General features: G+C 60.0%; 14 protein-coding genes. 6 read left to right on the top strand and 8 right to left on the bottom strand.

Features of this window, described 5'->3' with window-relative positions:
- Positions 1-71: 71 nt before the first annotated feature.
- Positions 72-971, top strand: coding sequence for a LysR family transcriptional regulator (locus RBB47_RS04860; protein WP_305984624.1), 900 nt, complete (start codon positions 72-74; stop codon positions 969-971).
- Positions 972-1,023: 52 nt separating this feature from the next.
- Here the strand turns inward: RBB47_RS04860 and RBB47_RS04865 are convergent, their stop codons facing one another.
- The 3 genes from RBB47_RS04865 to RBB47_RS04875 all read right to left on the bottom strand — a co-directional run bounded on the left by RBB47_RS04865 (position 1,024) and on the right by RBB47_RS04875 (position 5,548).
- Positions 1,024-1,263, bottom strand: a complete 240-nt coding sequence (locus tag RBB47_RS04865) for a CDGSH iron-sulfur domain-containing protein (protein WP_305984625.1) — start codon at positions 1,261-1,263, stop codon at positions 1,024-1,026.
- A gap of 1,154 nt (positions 1,264-2,417) precedes the next feature.
- On the bottom strand, positions 2,418-4,265 hold the full coding sequence (locus tag RBB47_RS04870; RefSeq protein WP_305984626.1) for a dihydroxy-acid dehydratase: 1,848 nt from the start codon (positions 4,263-4,265) through the stop codon (positions 2,418-2,420).
- A gap of 305 nt (positions 4,266-4,570) precedes the next feature.
- On the bottom strand, positions 4,571-5,548 hold the full coding sequence (locus RBB47_RS04875) for a GlxA family transcriptional regulator (RefSeq protein WP_305984627.1): 978 nt from the start codon (positions 5,546-5,548) through the stop codon (positions 4,571-4,573).
- 130 nt (positions 5,549-5,678) lie between these two features.
- On the opposite strand from RBB47_RS04875, the gene RBB47_RS04880 reads away from it, so the two are divergent.
- From RBB47_RS04880 to RBB47_RS04895, 4 genes are read left to right on the top strand one after another with little or no spacing between them, the layout of a single operon-like run.
- Positions 5,679-6,389 carry a GntR family transcriptional regulator gene (locus RBB47_RS04880; RefSeq protein WP_371932739.1) on the top strand — a complete coding sequence of 237 codons (711 nt, stop codon included), beginning with the start codon at positions 5,679-5,681 and terminating at the stop codon, positions 6,387-6,389.
- 19 nt (positions 6,390-6,408) lie between these two features.
- Positions 6,409-7,314, top strand: a complete 906-nt coding sequence (locus RBB47_RS04885) for a dihydrodipicolinate synthase family protein (protein WP_305984999.1) — start codon at positions 6,409-6,411, stop codon at positions 7,312-7,314.
- Positions 7,315-7,316: 2 nt separating this feature from the next.
- On the top strand, positions 7,317-8,816 hold the full coding sequence (locus tag RBB47_RS04890) for an aldehyde dehydrogenase (protein ID WP_305984628.1): 1,500 nt from the start codon (positions 7,317-7,319) through the stop codon (positions 8,814-8,816).
- Positions 8,813-10,156, top strand: coding sequence for an FAD-binding oxidoreductase (locus RBB47_RS04895; protein WP_305984629.1), 1,344 nt, complete (start codon positions 8,813-8,815; stop codon positions 10,154-10,156). The genes RBB47_RS04890 and RBB47_RS04895 overlap by 4 nt, the downstream gene beginning before the upstream one ends.
- A gap of 284 nt (positions 10,157-10,440) precedes the next feature.
- Here the strand turns inward: RBB47_RS04895 and RBB47_RS04900 are convergent, their stop codons facing one another.
- Positions 10,441-11,463: a permease gene (locus tag RBB47_RS04900; RefSeq protein ID WP_305984630.1), complete on the bottom strand. Its 1,023-nt coding sequence runs from the start codon at positions 11,461-11,463 to the stop codon at positions 10,441-10,443.
- A gap of 91 nt (positions 11,464-11,554) precedes the next feature.
- Here RBB47_RS04900 and RBB47_RS04905 point away from each other — a divergent pair, with 91 nt between their 5' ends.
- On the top strand, positions 11,555-12,406 hold the full coding sequence (locus RBB47_RS04905) for a LysR substrate-binding domain-containing protein (RefSeq protein ID WP_305984631.1): 852 nt from the start codon (positions 11,555-11,557) through the stop codon (positions 12,404-12,406).
- Positions 12,407-12,446: 40 nt separating this feature from the next.
- On the opposite strand, the gene RBB47_RS04910 is transcribed toward RBB47_RS04905, so the two are convergent.
- The 4 genes from RBB47_RS04910 to RBB47_RS04925 all read right to left on the bottom strand — a co-directional run bounded on the left by RBB47_RS04910 (position 12,447) and on the right by RBB47_RS04925 (position 16,654).
- Positions 12,447-13,181, bottom strand: a complete 735-nt coding sequence (locus RBB47_RS04910) for an SDR family NAD(P)-dependent oxidoreductase (RefSeq protein WP_305984632.1) — start codon at positions 13,179-13,181, stop codon at positions 12,447-12,449.
- A complete protein-coding gene (locus RBB47_RS04915; RefSeq protein WP_305984633.1) occupies positions 13,178-13,909 on the bottom strand; it encodes an SDR family NAD(P)-dependent oxidoreductase in 732 nt (243 codons plus the stop codon). Before RBB47_RS04915 ends, RBB47_RS04910 begins: the two co-directional genes overlap by 4 nt.
- Before the next feature lie 14 nt (positions 13,910-13,923).
- Entirely contained in the window at positions 13,924-15,027 is a 1,104-nt protein-coding gene (locus tag RBB47_RS04920) for a mandelate racemase/muconate lactonizing enzyme family protein (protein WP_305984634.1), read from the bottom strand.
- Between the two features lie 79 nt (positions 15,028-15,106).
- Positions 15,107-16,654, bottom strand: coding sequence for a trimethylamine methyltransferase family protein (locus RBB47_RS04925; protein WP_305984635.1), 1,548 nt, complete (start codon positions 16,652-16,654; stop codon positions 15,107-15,109).
- Positions 16,655-16,727: the final 73 nt, after the last annotated feature.

The following is a 16,727-nucleotide window of genomic DNA, read 5'->3' on the forward strand; positions in this document are numbered from 1 at the left end:
ATATATTCTTGATCCTTACATAAAGAAAATTTAATAAAAGGGATCTGCGCACCAGACGAGGAAGATCCGTCATGAGCATTCGCGCCCTGCGCACGCTCCTCTCAATCCATCGGCATGGTAGCTTTCGCGCCGCGGCAGAAGCCGAACACCTCACGCCGTCCGCTGTCAGCTTGCAGATGCGGCATCTGGAGGAGGCCTGGGACCTGACGTTGTTTGAAAGATCCCAGCGGACTCCCAAACTGACGGAGACCGGTCTCGCATTGGTCGGCGAGGCGGAAGCCGTCATTGCCGCCTACGACACCCTTGCCGACCGCGTGTCGCCCAAGGACGAGATATCCGGAGACCTTATCCTTGGTGCGGTTCCGACGACGCTGACGGGACTGGTGCCCCTTGCGCTTTCTGAACTCAAGAACCGGCATCCGGGCATTCGCGTTCGAATTGTCCCTGGATTGTCGAACCATCTGCTCACTCAAATCGATCGCGGTCAGGTTCACGCCGCCGTCATCTCGCGCCCGGACGTGCTCTCCAAATCCATGCGCTTTTCCAAGCTTGCGCGCGAAGACCTGGTGCTTCTCGTTTCTCGTAACACCGAGAACCTCTCCCCGGAAGAGCTGTTGCGCTCGCACCCGTTTATCCGCTTCAACAGGGAAGCGGTTGTCGGCAAACAAATCGAAACCTGGCTGCAGACCAACGAGATTTCAGTAAAGGACGCGATGGAGCTGGAAGGGCTGGAAGCGATTTCGAGCATGGTCGCTGCTGAACTCGGGATTTCCATCGTGCCGCAGCGCTGCATCCGGGAACGGGAACGCTTGCCTTTGAAAACTCTGTCGCTCGGAGACAATGGCCCGAGCCGGGTGCTCGGTTTGGTCAGCCGGCGGGATTCACCCCGCGCAAGCCTCGTCGGCGCGACCGAAGCTGCCCTTTCCAAAGCCGTTTCAATTGGCGAGTTTACGATGAACGCTTCAGATTGACGTCAGCGCTCGCGCGCTCGACCAGTCTTACAAGGCGTCTGCCCGTTAGCTGTCAGAGCTTAGAGTGGGTGCCGTCACAGAGCGGAGCGCCTTCGGACTTCTTGCAGCCGCAGAAAAACGCACGGCCGTCCTTTTCCGCCGTGTATTTCACCGGTGAAATGCCCGTGTCCTTATGACTGCCATCGCAAAAGGGCTGGTTGGCGCTCTTGCCGCAGGCGCACCAGAAATAGGACTTGCCGGCCTCCACTTCGACGGCAAACGGTGCTTTCTGGGCGATCACGGGATCGGTCATGTGGTTTGCTTCCCATTTTGGGCCGCAGGGACAAATGCTTGACTCCTCTCGCGGGTTCTCTACCACGCGATGGACTGTTCGCATGCCCCGACGACCGGGTGGCTCTTCAACGCGGTAATATAAAAGCGGCTGAATTCGCGGCAAGGGCAAGGCTGGGTGCTTGGCGCCGGAGCAGGATCTCGAAATCCGGAGAACGCGAAAGCAGTCCGGAAAATTCATAGCCGCCGCTCTACGCCGTTGCGACCGCGCTGCAAATCCTTACGGGCTGACCGGCAGATCTTGAAACAGCGGTCGAACGCTTCGTAGACGCTTCATTGCCGGATCAAAAGTTGATTTCCGCAGCGCTGCGCGCTTGTTCTGGCCCGGTAACCAACCTTCTGATTTGCCGACTTATTTTTTCAACCTGTTATGGTCGCAATATCTCATGGCATTCCCGAATGCTTTCGGTTTAGCTAAGTCACACGTGCCGTCAATCTTCCCGCTTATCAAACCGGTGCCGCTGGAGCTGTACCCAACGTATTGCTTGTCTTTGTGCCTGATAAGCAGCGAATAGGCGATGAGCTCGTCGCCATAAAGCGGATGCACCATTTTGACTTCGGTGATCGGGCCGAGGGTGAACCGGCCGTTGCGGTCCGTGACAGTGGATGCCTGCCGCACACCTTCCGGAAGTTTCCGGGCGTCATTTGAAGGTGGAGACGACGATATCAGAACTATTTCTGAACCCGTGACCGGCACACCATCGTTCAGCAAAATGCCGGATATTTCGGGTGTTATGTCGCGTGGCACCGGAAATACAGCGCAGGCTGAACTCAACGAGACCGTTACTGCTACGGCAAGACATCTACAGAACTTCCGCAAGGCTTGCTCCAAATTCGTCGCTCTAGCGACCTGCACACACTTCGCCTTACGGCGGTAAGCGCACACCCTCTAACACAACTTTTGCGCGATTTGAATTCGGTGCCGTTGTAGCCGCCCTATGGAAATGCCGTAGAGCCTGAATTTTAGTGCGCTGCACGATCCATTTATCAAGCCGCAGGGAGGAAACAAATCAACAGGAACCGAAATTGTAAAAAATGACGGCGCAGAGCGCCGTCTTGAGACCGTCCGGATTTACGTCCTTCAAGAGGCAACGAAAACTCGCCACTTGTCCAGGTTCACCGATGCCGGTTGCGTGGTTCGAAGCCGGACTTTTCTGCAGGTCTCATGTCCCGCACCCAGACTTCGCGGTTCGGATGCAGGCCGCCGCCGCGAACCGCCGGAACGGCCGTGTGGCGGGCCCTGTGCAGAAGACGGGTGTCCGCGATGCCGCAATTCGGATGAATGCCGCCATTGTCCGCAACAGCTTTCTCCCAGACCGCCTTGCGGGCTGACAAGGTCGCCGGATCATCCAGTGCCGGGCAGTCGAGTGTGTTGGTATTGAGATCGACAACAATCTCGTCGCCGTCCTCAACGAAGGCGATCGGGCCACCGAGAGCAGCTTCCGGACCAACATGGCCGATGACAAGACCGACCGACCCGCCAGAAAAGCGGGCGTCTGTCATCAGTGCGACGACGATGCCGCGTTCACGGCAGAGGGTTGTAATGCGAGACGTCGGATCGAGCATTTCCGGCATGCCCGGACCGCCGCTCGGGCCGTCATAGCGCACGATGACCATGTCGTGGTCCTGAAAGCTATCCGGGGCTTCATCAAGCGCCTTGATCAAGCCTGCCTCGCCTTCAAACACACGTGCGCGGCCCTTGAAGAGATTGTCTTCCAGACCGCCTTCAACACCGGCGAGTTTCAAGATCGCCGAGAAATCCGGTGACAGGTTGCCGCCGAGCATTCTGAGACCGCCCGTCGGTTTGAACGGCTCAGCCACGGTGTGAATAACGTCGCCATCGGGAGCGGCAGCGTCAAGATCAGCGACCTGTTCGGCAAGCGTCCGGCCGGTGCAGGTCATCATGTCACCATTCAGGAGCCCGGCATCGAGAAGCTCCTTGACGATCACCTGGACGCCACCGACGCGGTCAATATCCAGCATGGAATACTTGCCGTAGGGGCGGGCATTGGTCAGGACCGGCACCACGTTCTTGGAAAGGTGATTGAATTCCTCGGGCGTCATGACATCGCGCCAGAAGTGTTCATAACCGGCTGCGCGGGCAATTTCCGGCACGTGCAGCACAACGTTTGTCGATCCGCCGATCGCCATGGCCACAATCACCGCGTTTCGAATGGAATCGCGCTTGACGATGTCGCGCGGTTTCAAACCCTTTTCCATCATGGCCGCGAGATAGGACACGAGCTGCTGGGGGAATTCCTCAAGACGGCGCGGATCGTCGGACGGCGGCGCGACCATGTGCAATGGCTGCAGGCCGACCACGCCAATGAAGGTTTGCATGGTGTTGTAGGTGAACATGCCGCCGCAGCTGCCGATGCCGGGGCACGCGTGGCAGGCAATGCGATGCCGATGAGCGGCATCCGGGTGACCGGCGACCTGGTAGGCGCTGACGATATCGAGCATCTCGCCGGTTTCCGGATCCTTGCCCGGACGGATGGTGCCGTCGGACATGATGATCGCCGGTTCATTGTGTTCCAGAACCGCCGCCATGGTGCCGACCGGCGGCTTGTCGCACGCGACGACAGCGATCGTGCCGGCAAGCCCTGATGCTTCCAGGTGTTCGCACAGGCCATCATTGGTGATTTCCCGGCCGATCAGGGAATACCGCATTTCACGCGTGCCGTTGCGAATGCCATCCGATGTCGCAATGGTGAATTCCGGCTGGACCAGCCGGTACTTCAGCTGGCCTTCATCGTTACCGATACGCGATTTCAGGTGTTCGTGAATGGCGTCAACCTTGGCGGCAACACCCAGGTAACACTGGCTGTCGCCCTTTGTTCCAACGACGCCGACGGACGGTTCGTGAATGAGATCAGGATCGGTGCCCAGTTCCACGGCCACTCCGATCGTTTGCGCGGACCGGCCTGGATGGCGGTCAATCAGGACAATTCTCGAACCCGTCATGTGTCACTTCCTATTCAGCTGCGCGCTCTCCGCGCGTCTCCCGGTCGTCGCCCCTGTCTTTCAGTTTACCGGAGCGTTTCCGCTTGTAATCGATGCGGGCACAATTTCAATCGGGAATTCAGGGGCGAGACCCTTGAGGAGAACGAACAGGACGGCGCGCAGACCCGTCGCAGGAAGAAAGATACAATTTATTCCGCCGGAAACGCGATCTGCGGCAAACCAACTCTTGAGCGGAAGAGCTTACGTTCCGTCCTCGCCGGCGTTCTCGCAGACGAACTTCCTTATCCGAATTGGACCGAACGGCCTCAGGCCATCTGGTGCACCGCCTGGGTGTCCTGCGCGAAGACACGCTGGTTGTGCGGCGTGACGCCGAAACGGTTCTGGTAGGTGCGGATGAAATGCGATGGGGACTCGTAACCGCAGGCAAGCGCAATTTCCGAAATCGACTGCTCGGTCTGAAGCAGAAGATTCCGTGCCTTGGTGAGCTTCTGATTGATCGCGAATTTCTTCGGAGACATTTTCAGATGCTTCTGGAACAACCGCTCAAGCTGACGGGTCGAAATGCCGATCCGCCGCGCGATTTCAGATGTCGGCATAAAATAGGGTGCGCTTTCGTTGAGCAGCCGGATCGCTTCCGCAATATGCGGATTGCGGATCCCGTAACGGGCCTGGACCGAGATCTGCTGCGTCGCGTGCGCCGGGCGAACGCCCGAATAGACCATCTGGTCGGCGATCGCCATGGAGAGATCAACGCCGTGCGCCTCTCCGATCAGATGCAGCATCAGGTCGGTGGCTGCCGTCCCGCCTGAGGCGGTGACAAAGGCTTCATCTGCAACGAACACGTTGCGGACCAGTTCGACCTCCGGAAAATTCTCCTGGAAGCTGTCGTGGAAGGCCCAGTGCATGGCAGCGCGCCGGTTGTTCAGAAGTCCCGCCTTGGCAAGCACAAAGGCTCCGGAGCAGATGGCACCGATCCGGGTACCGCGCGCGCGCTCCCGGCGGATGAAGGACAGAACGTCGGATGACGCGCGCTCCCCGACATTCAAGCCGGAAATCAGAAAAAGGCTACTTCTTGAGGGAAGCGGGTCGAGACCCTGGTCGACGAGTGTCACGGTCCTGTTCGAACAGGTTGCCCTGTCACCTGTAGGTGATGCCAGCTGCCAGCGGTAGAGTTCCTTGCCAGACAGCAGGTTGGCGATCCTCAGCGGCTCGACCGCACAGGAAAACGCAATGTGAGAAAAATCGTCAAGCAGCAGAAAGGTGACGTCGGTTGTGCAGGGCATGTCGCTTTTCTCCGGCCTCTGTCGCCTCAGGCTCATACAGGCTGAGGACGCCTTTGTATAATTATTGTGTTGCTATTGTATTCATCATGTATACAAGCAGGTCAACAAAAATCGGAAGGGGAACGCTCCCATGCCCAACGTGCGCGGCACAGCCAAATCCGTTGCTTATGAAGACCTGAAGCGGGAAATCCTGACGCTTGAGCGCCAACCCGGCAGCGCTTTGGAAGAAAGCGAGCTGTGCGATCGCTATGGCCTGTCGCGAACACCTTTGCGTGAGGTGCTGCAGCAGCTCTCCGGAGAAGGTTACGTGACGCTGCAGCTGAACAGGGGCGCGCGGGTTTCCGACATGACCCATTACACGCTCCGCGACTTTTTCCTTGCAGCGCCGCTGATCTACAGCGCGATCCTGCGCCTCGCGGTCCAGAATGCAAGACCGTCCCAGATCGAAGAGCTCAAAACTGCGCAGGAAGCCTTCCGGAGCGCCCTTGCCTCCGGCAACGTGACCGAACGGGCCCTGACCAATGACCAGTTCCATCGCATTACCGGGCACATGGCAGGTAACAGCTATCTGCTCGCAAGCCTTGACCGGCTGCTCATCGACCACACCCGGATTGCGATGACCTTTTTCCGTCCGAAAACCGGCGCAGCAGATGACCGTCTTGCACTCGCCTGCCGGCAGCATGACGAGATGATCGCCTGTATCGAGAGCGGCGACGAGGACCGGGCTGCCGAACTCGCACTCGAACACTGGGCGCTGTCACGCGACCAAATCGAATTGTTCGTGATGCCCGCCGGGCTGGAAGCACCGCTCGGTGCACCACCAAAACAAAAATCCGCATGAGGCAGAAATGAAACCCATAATGACGTTCGAGGGCATCTATACGCCCGTGGTCACGCCCTATGACGACGACGGTAATGTTGTCTGGGACGCCCTGGAAAAGGTGATCGACCATCTGGTTGAAAGCGGTGTTCACGGGCTGATCTCGGGCGGTTCGACCGGAGAGAACTATACCCAGACCGTCGAGGAGCGCCTCGAATTAGCAAAGTTCACAAGGGATAAACTTGCAGACCGGCTGCCCCTGATCGTCGGAACCGGCACCATGCGGACCCCGGACTCAATCGCCCTGGCGGAAGGTGGGGCCAAGCTGGGAGCGGCGGCGCTCCTGGTGGCAACGCCGCCCTATGCGGTTCCGACCGAGCGTGAGAATGCGCTCAACGTTCTGACCATCGACCGGGCGGCCGACCTACCGATCATGCTCTACAACTACCCGGGCCGGATGGGCGTCAACATGGGCGAGGAGTTCCTCGACCGGGTTGGCCGTTCGCGCAATGTCTGTGCCATCAAGGAAAGCTCCGGCGACATTAACAGGGTGCATCTGCTGGCCCGCGACTACCCGCATATCCAGATGTCCTGCGGCATGGACGATCAGGCGCTGGAGTTCTTTGCATGGGGCGCGCGCAGCTGGGTCTGCGCCGGATCGAATTTCCTGCCTCACGAGCATGTCGCACTTTACCGGGCCTGTGCGGTGGACGGAGACTTCACAAAGGGCCGCCGGATCATGTCGGCGATGATGCCGCTGATGCGCGTCCTGGAACAGGGCGGCAAATTCATTCAGTGCGTCAAACACGGCGTTGAAATGACCGGTCTTTACGCCGGTCCGCCGAGACCGCCGCTAAAGGCACTCAACAAGGATGACAAGCGTCAGCTCGAACAGGTCATTCGCGTTCTGAAATCCACAATCGAAGACATTACGGCGGGAGCATGAGCATGACGGATCTTCTCACTCGCGAGGAATACAAGGCGCTCGCGGCCAAGCTCGCTCTGCCGACAAACGCATTCATCGATGGCGGTTACCGGCCTGCGCAATCGGGCAAGACATTTCAGACCATAAATCCGGCGACGGGTGAAACACTTGCCGAGATCGCTGCCTGCGGCGCGGAGGACGTCGATTTTGCCGTGTTGAAGGCACGCGAAGCCTTCGAGGATGGCCGCTGGTCGAAAATGCATCCGTCAGAGCGCAAGGACATTCTCATCCGCTTCGCCAAGCTCCTGACCCGCAACCGCCGCGAACTCGCTGTCATGGAAAGCCTCGACAGCGGCAAAACCATCTTCGACTGCGAGACCGTAGATGTTCCTGAAACCATCCACTGCCTGAAATGGCATGCGGAAGCCATCGACAAGATCTACGATCAGGTGTCGCCTGCCTCGGACGATCATATCGCCATGATCGTGCGCGAACCGGTCGGTGTCGTCGGCCTTGTGTTGCCCTGGAACTTTCCGCTGCTGATGTTGGCCTGGAAAATTGGACCGGCCCTCGCCGCTGGTTGCTCAGTCGTCGTCAAACCGGCGGAAGAAACCTCGTTGACTGCTCTTCGCGTCGCCGAGCTCGCCTCGGAAGCCGGCATTCCGCGCGGTGTTCTGAATGTCGTTCCCGGTTCCGGCCCGGAAGTCGGAGAACCCCTCGGCAGCCATATGGACGTCGACATGATCTCCTTCACCGGTTCCACCGAAACCGGTCGCCGCTTCCTGCGCTATGCCGCGGACAGCAACCTGAAGGAAGTCGTTCTGGAGATGGGTGGCAAGAACCCGAGCGTCGTTTTGAAAGACGCCGAAAATCTTGATCGTGTTGCCGCGCATGTCGTCAACGGCGCATTCTGGAACATGGGTGAAAACTGCTCCGCCAGCTCGCGGCTGATCGTTGAAAAAGAGATCAAGGACGCACTTCTTGAGCGGATTTTTGCGCATGCTCGCGAGTGGACCATGGGGGATCCGCTCGATCCGGAACACCGGGTCGGTGCGCTGGTCTCGCCGGAGCATTTCGGCAAGGTCTGCTCCTACCTGGACACCGGGGCGACGGTTCTCATGGGCGGCAAGGCGAAGGACGGCGCCTTTGTCGAGCCGACCATCCTGGAAGCATCGGCGGAGTCCACTGTTGCACGTGAGGAGATCTTCGGGCCCGTCCTGAACGTTCTGACCGTCAGCGGTTTCGACGAGGCGATCGACCTGGCCAATTCGACGGAATACGGTCTTGCCGCGTCGATCTTCACGGCAAATGCGAAAAAGGCACTGCGCGGGGCACGCTCGATCCGGGCAGGAACCGTAACGGTAAACTGTTTCGGCGAGGGCGATATCGCGACACCCTTCGGCGGCTTCAAGCAGTCCGGCTTCGGCGGGCGCGACAACAGTCTTTCAGCGCATGATCAGTACACCCAGATCAAGACGATCTGGCTGGATCTTTCCGATGACGAGGACGAGGCCGTCGGATGACGACGATCTGGTCCGCCAAATCGCTGCCGGACCTCAAGGGACCGGCGGCCTGGAACCGGATACTGGCGGACCAGCCGGCCCCGCAGGCGCTCAAGGAGTCCACGACGGCCGATGTCGTTGTCATCGGGGCCGGCTTTGCCGGGCTCTCTGCAGCGCGGCGTCTCACCCAGATCGAATCCTCCCTGAATGTTGTCGTCCTGGACGCTTGCCGAATTGCCGAAAGCTCCGCCGGGCGGAATTCCGGCTTCATGATCGATCTGCCACACGAACTCAACTCTGAAGACTATGCGGGAGCGGGTGACGATCAGGCAGTAACCTCGCTCAACCGCAAGGCCATCGCCTTTGCGGGCGATGCCGTCGACGATTACGGGATTGACGCGAATTTCTTCGACAGAGCCGGCAAGATAAACGGCGCCGCAAGCACCAAGGCGACCGAGCACAACGAAAGCTACGCCAAACACCTGAACAGTCTCAGCGAGACGTTCGAGATGCTGGATGCCCGGCAGATGGCGGAGATCACCGGAAGCCGGCACTATCACTCCGGTCTCTTTACGCCAGGCACAGTCATGCTGCAGCCGGCGGGCTATATTCGCGGCCTTGTCAGCGGACTGCGACAAGCCGGCGTGCGCGTTTTTGAGCAAAGTCCCGTTACGCGATTTCTGCGACAGGGAACCTGCTGGCAGGTGCAGACGCCGGGCGGTGAAGTCTCGGCGCAGAAGATCATCCTGACGGTCAACGGCCACCTGGAAAGCTTCGGCTTCGAACGCGACCGGCTGATGCAGCTTTTTCTGTTTGCAGTCATGACACCGGAGCTGGACGACGATGCCCTGTCAAAACTTGGTGGCGCGCCGCGCTGGGGCGTGACGCCTTCGGATCCGATGGGCACGACCATGCGCCGGATTGACATGGGTCAGGGCGGCAACAGGATCGTCACCCGAACCTGTGCCCTGCTCAAACCGAACATGCACCCGGGGGCCAAAAGTCTTCAGAGAGCAGCACGGGTGATGCAGCAGAAGTTCGATCAGCGTTTTCCGCAGCTCGCCGGTATCAAGATGGAATATCAATGGGCCGGGCACTTGTGCCTCAGCCTCAATTCCGTCGCCGTCATGCGCGAGCTGGAAGACGGTGTTTATTCCGGCTGCGTGCAGAACGGCCTCGGAACCGCGCGCGGAACCCTGACCGGCATTGGCGCAGCCGACCTTGCCTGCGGTCTTTCAACGGAAATCACACGGCATTTCACGGCCGAGGCACAGCCGAAGAAACTGCCCCCTCAGCCCTTCCGCGAAATAGGCGCCAACATCGTCCTGCGCTGGAAAGAATGGCGGGCGTCGGCGGAGTAGATATCGGGACACTTTTGTTGCCGGTGGTGAACGGTTGCGCTTTTTTGGGACGGTCATCCCCGATCAAGTCGGGGATGACGAGCGACCCAAGCGGAATCTGGTTGGACAGTAACGCCGATCCGGTTCACACCCGACACCTAATCCTGAGGAGGGTTAAAAGCCCGTCTCGAAGGATGGGCGGCATAGTCAGGAGTGCGCGGCCCATCCTTCGAGACGTGCATACCTGCGCTCCTCAGGATGAAGGTTCGGCATCAGCTGGTGTTGGCTCAGGCTTTCGCGCAATCCTAAACCACCCAACCGAAAACATACCCGGCAATCAGCGAGCCAGTTACGGCCAGGGCCAAATAGAGCAGGAACGGACGCAGCTTCAGGACCGGGAAGATCGCCAGGGCGCCCCAGATGCTGACGACGCCGCCGGAGACCAGAAACGCCATCGCCGCACCGGGTGACATGCCGTTGTCGACCAGACCGCGGGTAAGCGGCAGCGCGGCGTAGCCGTCGATATAGGCCGGTGCGCCGACGAACACGGCAGCCGGGATCGCCCACCACTTGTCGTCGCCGACATACTGGGCAAGCGACCCGGGCGTGATGGCAGCATTAAGGGCGTATTCGGCGTAGAAGGCAGGGATCAGGCAGATCAGGATCAGGCGCGTCGTCGCCGCGGCCTGGCGAAAAAACGCTTGGCGCCGGTCCTGGTCCCGCCAGACACGCGGTTCGAATGCGCCAGCACCGCAACAGGATCCGGCCGACAAGTCGGCTGCAAGGCCGCCGGTTCGCAACACGGATTGCCCGGGCCCGCTTCCCGTGATCAGAGCCGTGACTGTCCCCCCCATGAGGCCCAGAGCGAACGCCGCCAGGGTCTTGCCGAGTGCGAATGCCAGACCTAGCGTCGCGGCCGTGGTTGCCAACATGGCCGGATCAGTGACGGGGGAGGACAGCCAGAACGCCATTACCGGCGCAAAGGGAACGCCGGCGGCCAGAAGTCCAACCATCAACGGCAAGATGGTGACGCCGCACACCGGTGTAATTGCGCCGATCGCTGAAGCCGCAATGACTGCCCGCAGCATACGTCCTTCAAAGGCACGGCTGATGATCCGGTCAGCACCGCTCGACATGATCCATGCGGTCAGCAGGATGCCCGGCACAACAAGAGGAGCGACGTCGATCAGGCCCTGTGCGGTGAACTTGAGCCCGCTCCAGGTGAAATGCGGCCAGAGCCAAGCCATTCCCGCCACAAGAAACAAGGCGGCGAAAGCCACATGCTGGCGCGTGATTTGAAAGCTTGATGAAACCGTCCGGTCGGACATGGCGGAGCTCCTGTGCTTGACAAGCGCAGGATAGGCATGCTGCTCTAATTGGTAAAACGAATATCTTTAATATCGGATATTGAATTCTTCGATGAATAATCTGGATAGCGAACTCCTCAGGACATTTCTCGCGGTGGCCGAAACCGGCAGCATTACCGAAGGCGCACGCGTGATCGGCCGGTCGCAGTCAGCGACAAGCCTGCAGATCATGCGCCTGGAAGAGGTCGTCGGACGGGAGTTGTTCGACCGCACCGGGCGCGGCGTGAACGTGTCGGATACCGGACAGCGGCTTTTGCCGGTCGCAAAGGAAGTGACCGGACGCCTGGACACGGCGCTTCGCGAACTCACGGCCGACGGGCTGCGCGGAAAGCTGCGCCTGGCAATTCCCGATGACCACGGGCGCGCCAAACTGACGCGCATCATTGCGGCTTTTGCCCAGTCCCATCCTTATGTCGAGCTGGATGTCAGATGTTCCTTAAGCGTCGACTTTCCCGAACTTCTGGCAAAGGGATTGCTCGATCTTGCCGTCTATGAGGTTGAAACCGTCAACGCGCAAGAGGAAGTCGTTTACCGGGATCCGACCCACTGGAGCGGACTTTCTCACATGGACCATGCCGCTCTTGATCCTGTTCCCGTTGCGTTGTTCGACAGGGCCTGCTGGTGGCGCGACGCGGCGATCAAATCCCTCGAAGCTGCGAACAGATCCTATCGGGTTGTGTATTCAAGCCAGAGCGTCTCAGGTGTTAAAGCCGCAGTCGAAGCAGGCGTAGCGGTCGGCCTTCTCGGGCGCACATCCATCGAAGCGCCGCTAAAGACGTTGAGCCGCGAAGAGGGTTTCGAACCGACACCGGTCTCGCATCTGGTCATCGGCACGGCGGAAGGGACCGAAACCGCGCCAATACGCTCTATGAAGGAAGCGATCCGGCAGGCCTTCCGTCAATAACCTGTTTGCCGCTAGAGAGCCTGCGCGCGTTCCACCGTGGTCAAGGAAGGCTCAGCCTTGTCATGCGGCCGCCGTCGACGACATAGGTCTGGCCGGTTACGAAACCGCTTTCAGAGGAAGCCAGGAACGCGACGAGTGCAGCCACCTCTTCCGGATTTCCCGTCCGCCCAATCGGATGGATAGATCCAACCTCATGGCTGAACGCTTCCGGGTCCGGCATGGCGTTGATGAAGTCCAGATTGAGGTCCGTGTCGATCCAGCCAGGTGCAACGGCATTGCACCTGATGCCGTCCCGGCCATGGTCGACAGCGACAGCGCGCGTCAGACCGTGCAGACCGGCTTTTGAAGCCGAATAGGCCGCGTGCCGTTCGTTGCAGCCAATGCCCTCGATCGATCCGACATTAACGATCGTGCCGCGATTCTTTCGAAGATGAGGCAGTGCATGCTTGATCATCAGGAACGGGGCGGTGAGATTGACATTGAGAGATCGCTGCCAATCCGCCAATTCCATGTCTTCAACCGAGGCTTCCTGCATGATCCCGGCATTGTTGACGAGGACATCCAGCCGGCCGGCCTGCTCCGTGACGCCATCGACCACGCGCGCAGGTGCATCCGGATCAGCAAAGTCTGCCGTGACATGCGGGAAGTCGGGGTCGGCGCTGCGCTGCGCGGTATAAACCTCCGCCCCCTCTTCCCGAAAGCGGCGCGCAATTGCCTGGCCGATGCCGCTGCGCCCGCCCGTGACCAAGGCGACCTTTCCCTCAAACCGTCTCATGACACGGACTTGCCGCCGTTGACCTCGACCAGGGATCCGCACATGTAGCGGGCTGCATCAGAGGCCAGGAATAGAACCACATCGGCAATGTCGTCTGGTTTGGCCACGCGCCCGAGCGGTACGGTTTTGCCGAGCTCGTCAATGGCGGTCTGCGGATCGAAGCCGCGCATCTCAAATCCCGTTCTCAGCATTGGCGTGTCAACTTCGTTCGGGCAGACGGCGTTGATCCTGATGCCGTCGCGGGCGTGATCCTGCCCCATGCACTGGGTCAGCGACGCGATCGCCGCCTTTGTCATGCAGTAAACCGCATGGTTCGGGCCCGGGTGGACGCCCCAGCAGGATGCGACGTTGACAATCGCTCCGCCGCCATTTGCCGCCATGAGCGGAATGGCGGCGCGGCAGATCCGAAGCGGTGCCTCGATGTTCACACCGATTGAAAGCCCAAGGTCGGCATCGGAGGTTTCCGTCACAGGTCCGCGCGTCATGAAGCCGGCGTTGTTGACGACAATATCGAGGCCGCCAAGCGCCTCGGCTGCAGCCGCAGGCAGGTTGTCGCAATACGCCGCGTCGAGCAGGTTTCCCTCCAATGCGGCCTCGGCTTCAAGATTTGCACAAATCCGGTCAGCGCCCGCAACCATCGCGCCCTCGGAGCGGAGCATCGCAGTGATGGCTTGCCCTATTCCGCCGGCCGCTCCGGTGACCAGAGCTTTCTTGCCTGAAAATCGCATGAGACATCTCCCGGTCAGTAAACGGCGATGGGGGTTCCAAACAGGGTTTCATTGACATCAATACCAAGGCCGGGACCGGTCGGCAGATCAATGTGGCCGTCTTTGATCCTGACACCATTGTCCCGCGAATACGGCGTCTCAATCATGGGCTCGGCCAGCCAGACCCCCTCCAGAAGCGGCGGCTTCACCGTCGCTGCAACATGGGTACAGGCCGCGGCGATGATATCACCGCCCCAGGCGTCATCGCATGTATGCGGCAGATTGCACGCCTCGCAGATATCGCGGAAGGCAGCCATTTGCTGCAGCCCACCGATGCGGGTCACCTTCATGCCGAAACCATCGACCAGCCCGGAACCGGCGGCGCGAATGACCGTGGCCAGATCGACGCCGCTTTCATCCATGTAAATCGCATGCTGGACCTGCGGACGGATCTTCTCCAGATCTTCGATCCTGTTGCAGGGTTGTTCCATGACAAACGGAATGTCAGGACACTCGCGGCTGACGCGCAAGGCGTCTCGTGTCGTCCAGCCACGATTGCCGTCAACAGCCAGACGAACACCAGTTCCTCCGACCTTTTCCCAGACCTTGCGGATCGTTTCGATGTCCAGCTCCACAGGCCGGCCGCCGACCTTGATCTGAAGGCGCGGATATCCCTGACCGCTTTTTTCCGCAGCCAGCCTTGCGATGTCGTCCGGCGCGCCGACACCGGTCGCGTAATAGGACGGCAGCCTGTTGTTGGCGACGCCGCCCAGCAGGTCCGCGACGCGAACGCCGTGCTGCTTGCCGATCAGGTCATGAACCGCGATGTCGATGGCCGCCTTGGCGTAGTTATGACCGTTGAGTGAACCATGCATGGTCCGGTTCACGGTGAGCGGCAGGGCTTCCGCGCCGATCAGGGCTGGTGCCATCTGCTGAAGCGCCGACTGTGCACCACGGGCATGGGCTTCAGCATAAGTCGGACCAACTGGGCAGGTTTCGCCCCAGCCGACAAGGCCGTTGTCCGCAACCAGTTTGACCAAGGTTGTTTCCAGCGCCCAGACCTCGGCATTCGCCATCGTATAGGGCCCGTTTTTGACCGGAAGATCATGCCGGAAGATCTCTACCGATTTGATTTTCATGCGCGTGTCCTGAAGGCATCGACCGGAATTGAAACGATGAATTAAACCGGCCGGCGGCGGGCTCAGTTGCACAGAACCGTCAATAGTCCTGATTGAGTGCATCTTCCGCCGGGATCTCGCGTTCGCGGCATGCAATATAGTCGAGCAGCGCTTCGTTCCTGGCCTCGTCCAGCTTCGGTTCCTGATATTCGGACAGGAGTTTGCGCGCCTGCTTCAACGCACGCTCGGTGATCTCGACTTCGCCTTCAGCCTTCCATTGTTCGATGGAGTTGTTGTCGAACATGTCGGGCATGAAAAACGCGCGCTGGAAATTTTCCTGGGTGTGCGGATGGCCGAGATAGTGTCCGCCGGGCCCGACATCGCGCACGGCTGCCAGAGCCTCGTCGAAATCATCCCATCTCGGCCCCTCGGCCATGCGATAGACCATCGCGCTCTGCTCGGCATCGACGATGAATTTGGCGACGGAACAATGCATGCCCGCTTCGTTCCAGCCGGCCGTGTGCCAGATGTAGTTAGCGCCCGCGTGGATAACGGCATTCAGCGTCGTTGCGCTTTCATATCCGGCCTGGGCGTCGAATGTCTTCGCCCCGCCGAGTGATCCGGACGTGCGCCAGGGTACGTCGTAGTGCCGCGCAAGCTGCCCGATCAGGAAGTTCATCAGGCTGATCTCGGGCGTCCCGGCCATCGGCGCGCCGGACTTCATCGAGACGGTGGACAAGTAGTGCCCGTAGATTGCCGGGGCGCCCTTGCGGATGACCTGTGTGTAGGCGAGCGCGCTGAGCGCTTCTGCGTTGAGCTGCGCAACGGCCGGCACGACGGAGGCGGGCGTGTTGGCGCCGCCCAGGACGAAGGGCGAGCACAGCACCGGCTGGTTGCGCCTGGAAAACGCGCGCATCGCCCCAAGCATGGTCTCATCCCAGACCAGGGGTGAGTTTCCGTTGCAGTTGCCGGTCGTCACCGGATGGTCTTCCAAATACTCCTCGCCGAACAGGATCGCGCACATCTCAATGACGTCTTCGGCATTCTTCGGGCTCGTCGTCATGCCCATAAATGTCTTGTCGGAATGTTTCATCGACGAATAGGTGATGCGCAGGTGGCGGTGGCTGATGGGATGGTCGTAGGGCTCCACGATGTGGTGTGCACTTGAGTGGATCGCCGGAAGCATGTGGCTCAGCTTGTGGAACATGGCCAGATCTTCGAGCGTCGGATTACGCCGCACGTCATCGAGATCGCGCAGGAATGGCGCACCTGTCATCGGCACGAAGATAGACCGGTTGCCGCCAAGCGGAACGTTCTTTTGCGGATTGCGGGCGTGATAGGTGAAGCTTGAGGGGATCGTGCTGATCAGTTCGCGTACATGGCCGCGGTCAAGATAGACCCGCTCACCATCAACCTTGGCGCCGGCTTTTTTCCAGTCGTCCAGGGCAATCGGGTCGCGAAAGATGATGCCGACCTCTTCCAGGATCGACATGGACGCGTCGTCGAGCTTGCGGATCTGGTCTTCGTCAAGCGGTTCGCACAGCGGCAGGTTCCGGGTCAAGCCGGGGAGCATGTCGTGGTCGGGTGCGGTCCGGATGGCCCTGCGGCCTGCCCGGCCGCCGCTACGGCTGCGCGCTGCAACACTCATGAAGTTCTCCGAAATCTTGTCGTGTTTGACTCCAGATTGCGCCTGCGGTCCGGTTCTTTCCTGTCCAAATCCG

The sequence above is a fragment of the Roseibium sp. MMSF_3544 genome (genome assembly GCF_030732845.1).
In the GTDB taxonomy this organism is placed as follows: domain Bacteria; phylum Pseudomonadota; class Alphaproteobacteria; order Rhizobiales; family Stappiaceae; genus Roseibium.

Bases quoted from the DNA above. Each gene is read 5' to 3' on its own strand.
- RBB47_RS04860 (WP_305984624.1), top strand. From the start codon at position 72: ATGAGCATTCGCGCCCTGCGCACGCTCCTCTCAATCCATCGGCATGGT.
- RBB47_RS04865 (WP_305984625.1), bottom strand. From the start codon at position 1,263: ATGACCGATCCCGTGATCGCCCAGAAAGCACCGTTTGCCGTCGAAGTG.
- RBB47_RS04870 (WP_305984626.1), bottom strand. From the start codon at position 4,265: ATGACGGGTTCGAGAATTGTCCTGATTGACCGCCATCCAGGCCGGTCC.
- RBB47_RS04875 (WP_305984627.1), bottom strand. From the start codon at position 5,548: ATGCCCTGCACAACCGACGTCACCTTTCTGCTGCTTGACGATTTTTCT.
- RBB47_RS04880 (WP_371932739.1), top strand. From the start codon at position 5,679: ATGCCCAACGTGCGCGGCACAGCCAAATCCGTTGCTTATGAAGACCTG.
- RBB47_RS04885 (WP_305984999.1), top strand. From the start codon at position 6,409: ATGACGTTCGAGGGCATCTATACGCCCGTGGTCACGCCCTATGACGAC.
- RBB47_RS04890 (WP_305984628.1), top strand. From the start codon at position 7,317: ATGACGGATCTTCTCACTCGCGAGGAATACAAGGCGCTCGCGGCCAAG.
- RBB47_RS04895 (WP_305984629.1), top strand. From the start codon at position 8,813: ATGACGACGATCTGGTCCGCCAAATCGCTGCCGGACCTCAAGGGACCG.
- RBB47_RS04900 (WP_305984630.1), bottom strand. From the start codon at position 11,463: ATGTCCGACCGGACGGTTTCATCAAGCTTTCAAATCACGCGCCAGCAT.
- RBB47_RS04905 (WP_305984631.1), top strand. From the start codon at position 11,555: ATGAATAATCTGGATAGCGAACTCCTCAGGACATTTCTCGCGGTGGCC.
- RBB47_RS04910 (WP_305984632.1), bottom strand. From the start codon at position 13,181: ATGAGACGGTTTGAGGGAAAGGTCGCCTTGGTCACGGGCGGGCGCAGC.
- RBB47_RS04915 (WP_305984633.1), bottom strand. From the start codon at position 13,909: ATGCGATTTTCAGGCAAGAAAGCTCTGGTCACCGGAGCGGCCGGCGGA.
- RBB47_RS04920 (WP_305984634.1), bottom strand. From the start codon at position 15,027: ATGAAAATCAAATCGGTAGAGATCTTCCGGCATGATCTTCCGGTCAAA.
- RBB47_RS04925 (WP_305984635.1), bottom strand. From the start codon at position 16,654: ATGAGTGTTGCAGCGCGCAGCCGTAGCGGCGGCCGGGCAGGCCGCAGG.